The 13,686-nt window shown below is 60.5% G+C and carries 11 protein-coding genes, 1 pseudogene and 1 CRISPR repeat array (1 of these 13 only partly in view); of the genes and pseudogenes, 2 read left to right on the top strand and 10 right to left on the bottom strand.

The genetic code is table 11. The features are described from left to right. A CRISPR array of direct repeats spans positions 1-593; the repeat unit is 33 nt; unit sequence GTTTCAATCCACGCCCCCCGCGCGGGGGGCGAC (it extends 316 nt beyond the left edge of the window). 181 nt (positions 594-774) lie between these two features. The 10 genes and pseudogenes from cas2 to GY33_RS0114715 all read right to left on the bottom strand — a co-directional run bounded on the left by cas2 (position 775) and on the right by GY33_RS0114715 (position 11,593). Then, a complete protein-coding gene (gene cas2, locus GY33_RS0114760; RefSeq protein WP_031388072.1) occupies positions 775-1,065 on the bottom strand; it encodes a CRISPR-associated endonuclease Cas2 in 291 nt (96 codons plus the stop codon). A 9-nt stretch (positions 1,066-1,074) separates the two neighbouring features. Beyond that, a complete protein-coding gene (gene cas1c / locus GY33_RS0114755) occupies positions 1,075-2,118 on the bottom strand; it encodes a type I-C CRISPR-associated endonuclease Cas1c (RefSeq protein ID WP_031388071.1) in 1,044 nt (347 codons plus the stop codon). After that, positions 2,115-2,746, bottom strand: a pseudogene (gene cas4 / locus GY33_RS19330) (CRISPR-associated protein Cas4). Before cas4 ends, cas1c begins: the two are co-directional and overlap by 4 nt. A 52-nt stretch (positions 2,747-2,798) precedes the next feature. Next, on the bottom strand, positions 2,799-3,665 hold the full coding sequence (locus GY33_RS0114745) for a HEAT repeat domain-containing protein (RefSeq protein WP_031388070.1): 867 nt from the start codon (positions 3,663-3,665) through the stop codon (positions 2,799-2,801). Then, a complete protein-coding gene (gene cas7c, locus GY33_RS0114740; RefSeq protein ID WP_031388069.1) occupies positions 3,665-4,525 on the bottom strand; it encodes a type I-C CRISPR-associated protein Cas7/Csd2 in 861 nt (286 codons plus the stop codon). The genes GY33_RS0114745 and cas7c overlap by 1 nt, the downstream gene beginning before the upstream one ends. Before the next feature lie 2 nt (positions 4,526-4,527). After that, positions 4,528-6,273 carry a type I-C CRISPR-associated protein Cas8c/Csd1 gene (gene cas8c / locus GY33_RS0114735; protein ID WP_031388068.1) on the bottom strand — a complete coding sequence of 582 codons (1,746 nt, stop codon included), beginning with the start codon at positions 6,271-6,273 and terminating at the stop codon, positions 4,528-4,530. Further along, positions 6,270-6,935, bottom strand: a complete 666-nt coding sequence (gene cas5c / locus GY33_RS0114730) for a type I-C CRISPR-associated protein Cas5c (RefSeq protein ID WP_031388067.1) — start codon at positions 6,933-6,935, stop codon at positions 6,270-6,272. The genes cas8c and cas5c overlap by 4 nt, the downstream gene beginning before the upstream one ends. Before the next feature lie 192 nt (positions 6,936-7,127). After that, positions 7,128-9,371, bottom strand: coding sequence for a CRISPR-associated endonuclease Cas3'' (locus tag GY33_RS0114725; RefSeq protein WP_031388066.1), 2,244 nt, complete (start codon positions 9,369-9,371; stop codon positions 7,128-7,130). Between the two features lie 113 nt (positions 9,372-9,484). Next, entirely contained in the window at positions 9,485-10,237 is a 753-nt protein-coding gene (locus GY33_RS0114720) for a TIGR03915 family putative DNA repair protein (RefSeq protein ID WP_051822683.1), read from the bottom strand. A gap of 15 nt (positions 10,238-10,252) precedes the next feature. Then, positions 10,253-11,593, bottom strand: a complete 1,341-nt coding sequence (locus GY33_RS0114715; protein WP_200874880.1) for a putative DNA modification/repair radical SAM protein — start codon at positions 11,591-11,593, stop codon at positions 10,253-10,255. Positions 11,594-11,759: 166 nt separating this feature from the next. Here GY33_RS0114715 and htpX point away from each other — a divergent pair, with 166 nt between their 5' ends. Beyond that, the gene (gene htpX / locus GY33_RS0114710) at positions 11,760-12,650 is read left to right on the top strand and encodes a protease HtpX (protein WP_031388063.1); all 891 of its coding nucleotides are present in this window, start codon (positions 11,760-11,762) and stop codon (positions 12,648-12,650) included. Positions 12,651-12,766: 116 nt separating this feature from the next. Further along, positions 12,767-13,615 (top strand): ribonuclease H-like domain-containing protein, encoded by an 849-nt coding sequence (locus GY33_RS0114705; RefSeq protein WP_031388062.1) that lies wholly within the window; start codon positions 12,767-12,769, stop codon positions 13,613-13,615. Positions 13,616-13,686: the final 71 nt, after the last annotated feature.

Genomic DNA, 13,686 nt, shown 5'->3' with positions numbered 1-13,686 from the left:
TCGACTGGCTGAAGGACGAGGTTTCAATCCACGCCCCCCGCGCGGGGGGCGACGACGCATGCTTGATCATTGCGTCAAAGAACTCCTGGTTTCAATCCACGCCCCCCGCGCGGGGGGCGACATTTATGTCTGGATTGAAACCGCGTATCTGGCAAGTTTCAATCCACGCCCCCCGCGCGGGGGGCGACTACAGACAGGTGCTCTTCGTGGAGAAGGTTACAAGTTTCAATCCACGCCCCCCGCGCGGGGGGCGACGCGTCCCCGTCCTGACCACCTTCGCCGTTATGCAGTTTCAATCCACGCCCCCCGCGCGGGGGGCGACCCTACCCGTACAAGCGGGCGGCGCAAAAGGTGCGGGTTTCAATCCACGCCCCCCGCGCGGGGGGCGACCGCGCCGACTGGATTGGAAATATCAGCGGTTACGCCGTTTCAATCCACGCCCCCCGCGCGGGGGGCGACGTTGTATCGCCTTCAACTTCGCGGCGTATTCACTGTTTCAATCCACGCCCCCCGCGCGGGGGGCGACATCAGCTTGTTCAGCCCGTCGTAAGTCTTGACGAGTTTCAATCCACGCCCCCCGCGCGGGGGGCGACTGTCGGCTTACGAGGCTTGATACACGAAGCTCGCGGAGCCGATTTTTCGCGAACTCTTGATTTGGGAGGAGTCCCAAGGACACCAAGAAACGCTTTTCGCAAAAACAACAATAAAAACAAGCTGTTAAGGTTAGCGCGAACCTACCGTATTTTCTACGGACGCTCCTGGTTCGCGACTCGGTCAAATGACCAACGGGCCCTCCTGATCAATGGGTTCTTTTGCTCCGGCATGTTCCACCCGCCTCCGCCAGTTTGAACCCAAAAAATAAAATCTCAGGCTATCCTTTTCCGGGTCGATTTCGTCGAGCAGTTGTTGTTTCAGCTTGGTCCATTGGGCCGGATCGACAATGCACTCGAACACCGAGAATTGAACACGCTGCCCGAAATTCTTGCAAATCTTGGCCACTCGTCGCAAGCGTCCCGGACCGCCGGGGTCGGACGTGGAGACGTCGTAGCTGACAAGGACGAACATGGGATTGCATCACCTCCAGATAAGCGGCGGGTAGCCGTCCAGGTCACCGCGAATATGCCGGGCCAGAAGCAAGGCCTGGGTGAACGGCAGGAGACCGATTTCCACTTTTTCGTTCAGGAACGGATGGTTGATCACCTCCTGCTTGCGTTTTTGATAGGCCACGAGGAACTCCTTGCGGGCGTCGTCCTTCATCAACACGCCGCCTGTTTCAGCCCGGATAAATCCGGATTCCTTGACGGCCCCAAGGTTGATCTGGGAGAGCACCAGCCGATCCGCGATGACCGGTCGAAACTCCTCCATGATGTCCAGAGCGAGTCCGGCCCGGCCCGGACGGTCCCGATGCAGAAAGCCCACCGCCGGGTCCAGGCCGACGGATTCCAGGGCGCTGCGCACGTCGTGCATCAGCAGGGTGTACGCGAAGGAAAGCAGGCAGTTGACATTGTCCAGGGGCGGACGGCGGCTGCGGTCCCGGAATTGAAAAGCATCTTTCCGCGCGGTGATCAGGTGATCGAATACGCTGAAGTACGTTCCCGCCGCATCGCCTTCAATGCCGCGCAAGACGTCCAGTGAAGCGGGAACCTGAAGCTGATCCAGCGAGTATCGCAATCGCTTTGCCGCGTTTTCCAAGGCCTCGGTTCCGGGCTTATTTTCGGGCTTGTTCCCGTGATCACGAAGCGCCCTGCGCAGGACCGTGCGGCTGTTGGCAATTTTGCCAGCCAGAATTGAGCGAGCCATGCCGGCGGATCGGTCCGGGTCGTCCGCCCAGCGATACTGTTCCCGGCGCAGCAGGACATTGCCGGAAACCGGTCCCTGGACCCGGGCCAAAAAGCGCCCATATTCGGTCAGAAAGCTGACCCCTACGCCCCGCTCCGCGCACAGCCCCAACAGAAACGGACTGCACGAAACCTGCCCGAAACAGACGATGCCGGCCAAGGTATGGATGGGTACCTGAAGCCGTGTCTCCTTTTCCACGCGCACCAACACGGTCTCGCCCTCACGAGACAGATACGCGCCCTGGGTCGTCACATAGAGGGTGTTCAAGAGTTTTTTCATTCTGGTTCCGTAAGGATGCGCTTGAGATAGCGGCTGACGTTCTTGTTCACGCCGACCGTCTTGGGCAGGCAGATTTCCAACAAAGAGCAGCTGTCGCATTTTTTCGCATACCGAGCCGACGGGGTTGATCCGGAGCGGATCAACGCATGCAGCCTCATCGCCGTCTCCGTGGTTTCCCGGCGCAGTTTCGCATCAAAAGCCACGTCCTTGCGTCTGCGGTTTTGGCCGTAAAACAAGGCCCCCCCGAGCACGTCGCGGCCGAGCATTTCTTCCAGACACAGGCCTGGGCGCAAAGCTGCACCTCGTCGCAGTTGTCCTTCTTGGGGCGGCCCCGCTTGTATTCCACGGGAAACGGCGCCCACTCATTTTCCTTGAGGTGATATTCCACCACGTCGGCCCTGCCTGAAAGACCCAAGGCCAAAGACCGCAACGGCACGCCCGTCTCGATCCGCACCCCGCCCCGTGTTTCCCGCTGCCGGGAATCCACCCGCTCATGCATGATCCGCCCTTCGGTCGTGAAGCGGTTTTCCGTCCAGACCTGCTCAATGCGGATCAACGCGCACTGCCTGGGGCAAAATACCAGATGCTGCAATGCGGAAAGGGGGAGGAGGTCGGCTTCTGTGTACATGTGACTGACTTCGCTTACGCTGTGCGACGTCGCGACTCGTCAGAAGAGCAAGTCAGCGATACTGGCGCAATTTTTCCAGCAGACGAGTGCGCATGACCTGCTTGTCTGCTGGATACAGGGAAATGAGGCGCTTTCCCTGCTGTTGGTAGAGTTGCTGTTTCTTGAGCATGCCGATTTTGTAGTCCGCCGTCTCCATACCCCAGTATTCGATGTACACGTCGAATTCCGGCAGATAGAAATCCGGGCGGATGGCGTACCCGTCCAGGATGCGGAACCGCTCGTCGTAACGATAGCGGATGCCTTCCGCCTTCAGGGCCTCGCAGATGAGTCGCTCGCCGTCGGACTGCACCCAGGTGCCGTCCTTGGCCCTGATGTTCTTTTGCAGCTCCACCTTGATCTCGTAGTTGCGGCGCTCCAGAAAAACCTCGTCGAAGCAATGGTCGCAAAACGGGCGCTGGAAGGCCTTGCGGCTGCGCACGTACTCATCCGGAGCCAAGCGCACGCCACACCGCTTGCACAGATGAACAACCTGTTCCTCGGCGATACGCACGGCCTCGGTGATGTACTCCACGGCCAGGGCCGCGTCGCGCTGGTTGTAATCTTTTTCCACCGGGCTCGCGGCCATGTCGCGAAGGTCCGGCAAGGCCGGCCTGGCTGCGACGCCGTACAGCTTGAGCGCCCGGACGGCATACTGGCGGACCTGGGGATGCGTGTCGGACAGCAAGGGATGCAGCGCGGCAACGGCCTCATCCGCATCGGCCAACCCGGCCAGCTTGCCCATGGCCGACGCGGCTAGGCGGCGCACATTGGCCACGGGCGAACGAGCCAGATTCGCAAGTTCCGGCAAGGCGGCCGGATCACCGGAATTGCCGAGATCCACCGCCCGTTGCCGGAATTGCTGTTCGAGCTTTTTGTCCATCAGAGCAGTTCCATCATCTCCACCCCCGCCGGAGGCTGGCCTACGGAAACTGAAAAGTTCGTGAAAGACCGGGCCGGACCGGTGGAGTCATCCTGGCGCTTCACTTGGATCAGGTCAAAGAGTTTGTGAGCCGGCGCGTTGCCGAGCTTGTTCTGGTGCTTGAAGACAAAGAGCTTGCGGCTGCTCATCAGGCCGCGCGCGGCCGAACGGTCGTGCTCGAACATGTTGATCAGGGCATCCCAAAGCAGGTCCAGGTCCGCATCGGAAAAGCCGGTCTTTTCGGCCAGAGGGGCGGAGACGAAGCCGTGGGCCACATACAATCCGTAGGGCACGATGTGCTTGCGGCCCATGGTCCGCTCTTTTTCCAGGTCTTTTTCATTGGTTACGGCCATCCGGGTGATGCTGATTTCCTGGGGAACGATGGGCTCCACGCTCTTGGCAAAGGCCAGTTGCACCGGCCCCCGAACTTGGCCGCAGTTGATATCCGTGGTCATAACCGCGCCAAAGGTTCGAATGTCGTAGAAGTTGGCGCACATCCAGCCCGTGACCTTCAGAGCGTCCTCGATCTTTTTGGGCAGCTTCTTGGCTTCGTACTTGAGATCGTGAGCAACGTAGGCCTGCTCGTGGGTCCTGTTCAGCACGGCCTTTTCCTGAATGTAGATCTTGAAGCCCTCTCCCCCCTCTTTGGCCAGGGCCACATGGTTGCGGATCTTGCGCTTCAGGCAGACGTCCGTGACCAGCCCGTGTCCGGTTTCCGGGTCGATGCGGGGCATGTTTCCGGCGTCCGGATCGCCGTTGGGATTTCCATTGATCACGTCGAAGAGCAGGACGAATTCATGGCGGTTGGCGATGGCGGTCATGACTAAGCCTCCTTGGTTTTCTTGGTGAAAAGATCTTTGCGCTGATGGTAGTAGCCGATCATGAACAGCCCCTGTTCCTCGGACGTCATGGTGGCCGGAAAATCGTCGAAAGCGTCCATGATCTCCTGGATCATTTTTTCATGGTTGAAAGCCAGGCCTTTTTTCTCCGGATCCTTGCGCAGCTTGGCTGTGTGGTTGGCCGTGTTTTTGAGCAGGATGTGAAAGACCTGTCCGGGATTAGCCGAGGACGAGCCGAGGTAGCGGTCCTTGAGGGTGGCGTTGGCCCCAGGGACCGCATCTTCCTGGGCCTTTTCCAGCACGGCGAACAGCCTGCCCAGCAAATACGGACGATCGGTTCGAGCGGAATCGAGTGACACGGGTACCTCCCTTTGCTTGTTGCGGATCAAAAACGCCTTGATCAAGGCGGCCCGAAAATACGTGACCTGATGCTCGGCCCGGATGCGGCCGAGCACGGTGGGCAGCAGGCTTTGCGGATAGGGCGAGCCGGTGAGCATGGCCTTGGCCATGCCGCCTGCCAGGACCGGCGAGATGTTTTCGCTTTTACCCAGCGGCGCGGTCTGGCGAAGCAATCGCCAGAGCGGTGGAAACTCCGGATCGGAGTCGAACTGCCGGACGATTTCCAGTTGCTGAAAATGCCTGCCCACCTTGCGCAACAAGTCCCCCACGGTGTTGCTCGCCCAAAATCGAATGGACAACCGGGATGCATTGGGCGCCAGAGCCAACAGATAGAACCGCACGGATTCGTCCAGGTCCGGTACGATGTCCACGGCCCGCCCTCCGGACCGGATGGCCTGGAGCAGATCATGAATCTTAACCGTGGTCTGATGATCAATTTGGGATTGGGGCGATGACTCCACCGGGGCGGGGTCAAACAGATCCGCCAGAAAATCCTCCGCCGGATTGGAGCGTTCGGCCCAGAACACGATGGTCATGTCGCCGATGGTGACTTTCTGGCGACTGCCTCTGGCCAGCAGGGCATTGAGGGCCGTGGTGTAGGCAAAAGCGGATGTTTCGCCCACGTCGGCCTTGTCCCGCCCGTAGGAGACGAAGGCCGAAGCATTGAAGGAAACGATGTACCCGCCGGAAGTCTGCCCACCTACGACGCCTTTGATGGGCGTATGCACTCGGGCCAGGGGCATGTTGTCTTCACCGGTGATCAGGCACTGGACCTTGGGGGCGTCATCAGACAAGGTCTGGAAGGCGCTCCATCCCCGCTGAACCGAAGGTCGGGCATGAATGAAGCCTTTGCTGCCCTCAAGGCGAAAGACGAGATTGGTGCCAGCTACTTCCTCCCAGGGGTGGTGGGCACTGATGATCGTCTCGGCGTCCCCCGGCTCCCAGTTGTCCACGAAGCGCCGAACCGCGACAAGGCCCGGATCGTCCACGTCCGCGCCGACCTCGGCAAGCAGTTCCTTGAAAGCGGCGAGCTTTGGAGCGTGTCCCTTGGTTCCGCTTTTGTCCGCGCCCAGTACGTAGGCGGCCTTGTCCCAGAGAAAGTTCGCCTTGACTCCGGAGGTTCTGGTCACTGCCGCCGGGACGGCCATTTTGCGGGGAAAGCGTTTTTTGCCGTCCTCAACCCGGAGATCCTCTACCCCTCGAAGGTTGCCCTCCTCATCCAGGACCAGAGCAAAGGAGATGTTCTCCATGCTTGTGCCGTACGGTGGCATGCCCGAGTCGGGATCGGCGATCATCCTTTCGTAGTAGCCATGCAATGCTTGCAGAATCATGCTCGCACCTCCGCTGACCAGGGCGGGGGCGGCTCGATGACGCCGTCCTTCATTTCGGCTTTGAAAAACAGCGGCGTCATGCCCTGGGAAAAGTCGATGTCCAGGAGCATGTAGCCCAGCTCCTTGATCTGGCCGTCATAGAAAGACACCGGCACCTCGCCTTCGACCAGCTCAAAAGAGGCCGGGAACTCCCGGCAGCCCAGGCATGGTTGGTGGAAGAACCGGCCGGACTTGGCCCGGCGGTTGAAAATGTCCAGGTGCTTGCCCTCGTTGTCTTCCGGTCCGGCCTTGTCCGTGAGCACGAAATGGGCTTCGATGACGTAGTCCACATGCCGCAGGAGCGTGGCGGCGCGTTGCTGGCGGTTGTTGCCCTCGTCCACGAGAAAATACAGCGGTTTTTTGTCCCGCATGGCCGTGACCGGATTGGGTTTGGGGATCTTGGAACTGACTTCGTTGCGGCGGACATTGTCGAAAATGATGGGCTTGAGCACGTGAATTCTGTCCACCACCCAGCGGATGGCCGGTTTCCAGTGAATGGCCTCCAGGATGCCCCGGGCAGCGGAGGGGGTCATCACGTCGTAGGAAACGCGTTCCACCTTCATCTCTGGTCTGGTCCAGCAGGCATAGTCGCCCCAGACCCGCAGCTTGATGCCGAATGACATGGCGTCCTCCTGTGTTTTGGCCGCGAGGCATGGTCCTCGCGGCCAAAATGCTTACGAACACAAACGTTTAACTTCGTTTCAATCCACGGACCAAATGATGGTCGACGGCTGGCTAACCTCCTTCAATTTTCTCAGCCCCATATCTTGAGGATGGATTTCTTGGCAAGAATAACATTTCTTGAAATTGAATGGTTAAACGATCAATGACGACGGATCCCAGACATCCCCCTCATCCACGCGCAAACCAACGTCCCTGTCGTAGGCCGCCTCGTTGCAAAGTACAGGATACTGATCATGGATCATTTCCACGGCCCCGGAAGCTTGCAGTCGAGCCAAATCCCTGGAGCGGACGGTCACGGAATATTGTTGCAGCTTGCGCAGCGTGGAGCGAGGGAAGTCGGTATGCCGCAGCTCCCGGATCAGCCGTTGGGCCTCCAGGGATTCCACGAGTTCCGGACCATTCCCATCCGGCTCCAAAGGAATGATCAGGGCCGTGCCTTCGTCCTCAATGATGCGGAAATCCCGGGCCACCTCCTTGAACGGGAGGATCAGCTCCTTGCCGAGGGGAGCGTTCAGGCGTTTCAGGATCTGTTTGCCGTCCAGATCCTGAACATCATAGAGCAGCTCGAAATACCGGCGCATGACTTCCAGCCCCAACGGGTCGGCGTCCGGCATGGTGCGCAAGGTCTCGGCGGCCCGGGAAGCGCAGCGTTGCAGCCAGGGCATTCTGGGCGGCTGCTCCGGCTCATAGACAAAGACGTGACCGCCGCCCCCCCGTCCAACGGGCAGCCTGCCTTCCCGGTTGCACCGCCCGGCGGCCTGGGCAATGGAATCCAGTCCGGCCATGGCCCGGTAGACCGCGGGAAAATCGACGTCCACGCCGGCCTCAATGAGGGATGTGGAAATCACCCGGCAGGGGAGGTTTTCCTTGAGACGCCGGCGGATCACGGCCAATACGCGGCGACGGTGGACCGGGGTCATGTTGGTGGAGAGATGCAACGCGCCATCCCGGTTGGCCAGGTGTTCAAAGACCGCCTTGGCCTGGGGCTTCGTGCTCGTGATGCACAGCACCTGCTCATGTTCGTCCAATCGCGCGGCCAGTTCCGCATTGGAGAGCTTGCCGACGAACCGGACATGGGTGCGCTTGAGTTTAGCGTAGAGGCGGTCCGGACGGGATATGATTTCCCGCACGTCGCGCAAGGCGGTGCGCAGGTCGGGGTCGTCCAAGGCAGGTTGGGTGGCGGTACACAGCACCACGGAGCAGCCGTAACGATCCACCAGTTCGCGCAAGGCCGCCAGACAGGGTTCCAGGTACTCCGTGGGAATGGCCTGGGCCTCGTCCAGAATGATCACGCTCCGGGCGATGTTGTGCAGCTTGCGGCAGCGCGAAGGCTTGTTGCTGAACAAGGACTCGAAGAACTGCACGTTGGTGGTGACCACCACCGGAGCGTCCCAGTTCTCCGCGGCCAGACCGCGCCGGATGTCGTATTCCCGGTCCTCCGGATCGTCCTTGTCCCGATAGTTGCAATGATGCTCCAGCACTTTGGTCCGGCCGAGAATGTCGCTGAACACCTTGGCGTTCTGTTCGATGATGGACGTGAACGGAATGGCGTAGATGATCCGACGCAGCCCATGAGCCACGGCGTGATCCAGGGCAAAGGCCAAAGAAGACAAAGTCTTCCCGCCGCCCGTGGGCACGGTCAGGGAGAAGAATCCCGGCGGCGACGCGGACATGCGTCGGCAGTCTTCCAGGATGTCGCGACGCAGGATGTTCACCGGGGTGGGATCAGCCTTGCGCAGCAGGCCATCCAGATGCCTGTCCAGGTCGGTTTGCAAGGCCGGAAGCTGATCGGCTTGAGCCTGATTATTCGAGTTCGCCACTGCATTGCGCAATCCGGCCTTTTCCGGCGAGCAAAAGGCTTCCGTGTCCAGGAAGTCCGCGTCCGTGAGGCAGGAAAAGAGCATCCGGGTAAAGAAGGACAAGGTGAAGCCCGCCTGGTCGCGAGGCAAGGTGAACGGCGGCTTCAGGTCGGCTGGACAGGCGACAACGGGCGACACCTCAATGTGATCCGGAATCCGCTCCTGCTTCAGACGAAAGTGAAGCTGGCCCTCCTGCATTCCGCCATCCGGCAAGCCGCCGTGATGGCCGGCCACGACGTAGGACAGCAAAAGCCCAAGCCGTCCGCATTGCTCAGCGCCCAGGCGGGACCCGAAAATGGAGTGGTTGACCCGGATTGGCCGCCCCTCCAATCTCGCGATGAACTCCGCTGTCGCCTTGCCCGCGTCGTGCAGCAAACCGGCGGTCCGCCCCCAGTCGGAAGCGCTGAAAGCCGCGGCGAATTCCGCGGCAAGTCGGGCCACATTCTCCAGATGATCATCAAGAAACTGCCAGTCCGACTTGTCCGGACTCAGCGTCGAATGGGCGTAAAAAAGCATGGTCACTATTCCTCACCTCCATTCTTGGCGGTTCATGTCTCTTGACGATGTCTCTGAAAGCCTACCCGTGCGGAGTATACAATCGGTCAATTCACTCACGACACATCAAGCATTCAACCTGGCCGCTCCACCAGATGCTTCCAATACCGCCGAGGCATGAAGCGACGTTGCAAGGCCGGGTTGCGGCGTTCTGGCACGGCCAGGGCCTGAACGTATTCCCGCCAGAGATCCTGGAACGCGGCTTCCCGTTGGCTGAGCAGAGCGTCGATATTGTCCGGAACCCCGACCACCGGATGCAGGGCCTGACCGTCCCAGGCCGCGGCCAGCCCGCGGCGCAGGTCGTGGATCACCCAGTTCTCACGGGGAAAGCGATGCTGGAAATGGGGCGTCACGAGGGGCAAAACATTGTGGTCCGGCTCAAAGCGGGCGTACAGGGTCCCGTCCCGCAATTCCATGAACCGCAGCAGGCCGGTGACGCGGTGCGCCTCCTTGCCGACCTTGGCCTTCCAGTCCATCACCCGGCGCACGGCGGCGTTGGTCCGCATTCCCAGGACGTTTCTCCCGGCTTGCAGCGTCAGGCGCGCAAACTCGTACAACGGTTGTTCGGCGCCCTGAACCTCGGCCAAAAACACGTACATCACGTGTTGAACCGTCCCCTCTCCACCGGCCTGGCGCAAACGCTCCAGGAATTGAGCGGCCGTCTCGGGATGGGCCGAAACCGACGTCGGCGGCCACAACCCAGGCCGCCCCCCACCATCGACCTGAAAACCGCACCGCTCCAGCCCTTCCCCATCCGCCGCGGCAAAGGCGCACAAGAGCCCGTCAAGGCTGTTGTCGTAGGAGAAGATGCGTGAAGTTTGGTGCATTACAAACGATCCTTCTTACCAAAACGACAACTGCTTCATCCTCGGCGCTCCGCGCTTTTCCAGGCCCCGGAGCACGGTTTCGGCCCGGGCCGGGTTCCAGGTTTCGCTTTGCCAGAATTTGCCGCCGGCCGTGACGAAGAAGCGGGCTCGTTTCATGACCACGCCGAGCTTTTTCAGATCCTCGGGATGCAGGGGGCCGAAGCGGCGGGCCGCGATGATTCTGCGGGCCGAACGGACCCCGATGCCGGGGATGCGCAGGAGCTGCTCCAGGGGGGCCCGGTTGACCTCCACGGGAAACAGGTCCGGATGGCGCAGGGCCCAGGCGGCCTTGGGGTCGAGCTGCTCGTCCAGCCATTCATGCTGGTCGTCGAACAGTTCCGCGCTCTGGAAACCGTAGTAGCGCAGCAGCCAGTCCGCCTGGTACAGACGGTGCTCGCGGAGCAACGGCGGACCGCTCAGAGCCGGCAGGCGGTTGTCCCGGCTGACCGGAACGTAGCCGCTATAATAGACCCTTTTCAGCCCGAACCGTCCGTACAGGGCCTCGGCAAGCCGCAAAATCTGCCGGTCCGGTTCCGGACTGGCTCCCACGATAAGCTGCGTGGTTTGCCCGGCCGGGGCGAACACCGGGCCGTTCGCGGTCCGGGCCGGAAGCCTGCGCCGGTCTTGCGTTGCTTCGCCGATCATTTCGCTGATCCGGAGCATGGGCAGCAGCACTCCGTCCCGGGTCTTTTGAGGCGCCAGGCTGCGCAGGGAGGCTTCGGAGGGCAGCTCAATGTTCACGCTCAGCCTGTCCGCGGCCAGACCGGCCCGCTGGATCAGTTCCGGCGCCGAGCCGGGGATGACCTTCAGATGGATGTACCCGCCAAAGCCATGCACGCGACGCAGATCTTCGGCCACCCGGACCATCCGCTCCATGGTCCAGTCCGGATTACGGCAGACCGCTGAACTCAAAAACAAGCCCTCGATGTAATTTCGCCGATAAAAGTTCAGGGTCAGGTCCACGAGTTGGCCGACCGTGAACGTGGTCCGGGGCAGGTCGTTGTCCCCGCGATTGACGCAGTACGCGCAATTGTACTCGCAGACGTTGGTATACAGAATCTTGAGCAGGGAAATGCACCGCCCATCCGCGGCCCAACTGTGACAGATTCCGGAATGGGCCGGAGCACCCAAGGTGGCACCCTGGCGAACAGCCTTGGACCCACTGGAGGAACAGGACACGTCGTAGCGGGCCGACTCGGCCAGGATGGCCACCTTGCGAACCAGGTCCGGCCGATGAATAAACGCCGGGACGCCGCGATTCGATTCCTTGCCACTGTCCGCAATCAAACCGGAAACCATCTCCATAGCCTTCCCCATTGCCAGCTCATCCTTGTTCAACCACCGATCCGGGAGATTTCAGCGGACAATTGCATGCCGGTCAATCTTGCCTCGTGGGACAAGATTGATTATAGATATTGATTAAGGCATACGGCAGCCTCGGCTTGAAACACATATCTTCTTCACACAGGAGGTTTATCGGAAAATGAAACGGATTGCATTGTTTTTAATCACCAACATCGCCATTCTCGTGGTCTTGAGCATCGTCCTTTCCCTGCTCGGCTTCACGGGTATTCTTGATGAAACGGGCAGGGGTCTGGACTATGGAAGCTTGCTGGTCTTTGCCGCTGTTTTCGGCTTCGGAGGTTCGTTCATCTCCCTGGCCATATCCAAATGGATGGCCAAACGCCTGACCGGGGCCAAGGTCATCACCTCGCCGCGCAACCAGGCCGAGGCCTGGCTCGTGGAAACCGTGAAAAATCAGGCGGCTCGTGCCGGAATCGGCATGCCCGAAGTGGCCGTTTACGACTCCGACGCCCCCAATGCCTTTGCCACGGGCATGAGCAAGAACAACGCCCTGGTGGCCGTGAGCACCGGCCTGATGCGTTCCATGACCCAGGACGAGGTGGAGGCGGTTCTGGCCCACGAAGTCAGCCACGTGGCCAACGGAGACATGGTCACCCTGACCCTGATTCAGGGCGTGGTGAACACCTTCGTCATCTTCATCTCCCGTGTGGTGGGCTACTTCGTGGACCGGGTGATCCTCAAGAACGAGGAAGGCCTGGGGCTGGGCTTTTTCATTACCAGCATCGTGGCCCAGATTGTTTTCGGCATCCTGGCCAGCGTCGTGGTGCTCTATTTCAGCCGTGAGCGGGAATACCGGGCCGATGCAGGCGGGGCCAAGCTGGCCGGACGGGAAAAAATGATCGCGGCCCTGGAAAAGCTGAAACGGGGTGCTCAGGAACCGCTTCCTGAGCAGATGTCCGCCTTCGGCATCAACGGCAAGCCCGAAGGCCACGGCTTGAAGCTGCTGTTCATGACCCACCCGCCGCTGGATGATCGCATCGCCGCTCTGAAAAAATCGAGCTTCCAGTAAACCCTGTCACGAAAGCCTGGCAGAAACCTACTCAAAAGCAAGGCCGTCATTCGCGCGTGGAATGACGGCCTTGCTTTGCTCTCCCCCTCCCCCCTCACGGCAACGCAAAGGCCCGTATGCTTACCAACACCTTCTGCCACCTCCCCCGCATCGGCAATGTCACGGAACGAAAAATATGGGATGCCGGCATCCCGTCCTGGGAAGAAGCCCGGACCAATGGCGGACGACATCCGAAACTGTTCTCCAAGGTCGCGTTGGAGACCTTGGCGGAATCAGAGGACCGGCTGGGCAACGGGGAATCGGACTGGTTTGCCCAACGTCTGCCACGGAATGAAACCTGGCGGCTGTGCTCGCATTTCAAAGACCGCGCGGCCTTCGTGGACATCGAGACCACCAGCGGACCGGGGCAGGTGCACATCACCACCATCGCCCTGTTCGACGGCAAACGCCTGCTAACCTACGTCCACGGCCGTAACCTGGAAGCGTTTTGCGACGATATCCGGGAATACTCCCTGCTGGTGACCTTCAACGGCCGCTGCTTCGACGCCCCGATCATCCAGCGCGAACTCCGGACTCCGCTGCCCGAGGCTCACGTAGACCTGCGTTTCGTGTTGCGCTCCCTGGGAATGAAAGGCGGGCTGAAATCCTGCGAAAAACAGATGGGCTTGGATCGGAACGATCTGGAGGGACTGGACGGATACTTTGCCGTGCTGCTTTGGGACGAATACCAAGCCACCGGCGATGAACGGGCACTGGAAACCCTGCTGGCCTATAACGCGGCGGACGTGCTCTCCATGCCGGTCCTGCTGGCCCACGCCTACGAGGCCAAGCTCCGGGAAACCCCGTTTTTCACCGCCTCGCCGCCTCGCCCGGAAATCCCCGAAAACCCTCACCAGGCCTGCCCGGAAATCATCCACCGCATCCGCAAACGCTTCGGCCTGCGGTTTCTGCCGAAAATGCGTTAACAGGGCATCCGGAATTCCGGATACCCTTCGCGTGATGACGTCTTTCGTAATCGGACAATGTGCCTGGACAA

The organism is Desulfonatronum thiodismutans, from assembly GCF_000717475.1.
Taxonomy (GTDB): Bacteria; Desulfobacterota; Desulfovibrionia; order Desulfovibrionales; family Desulfonatronaceae; genus Desulfonatronum; species Desulfonatronum thiodismutans.
The sequence above is the reverse complement of the archived record's forward strand: the minus strand, read 5'-3'. Positions and strand labels throughout refer to the sequence as shown.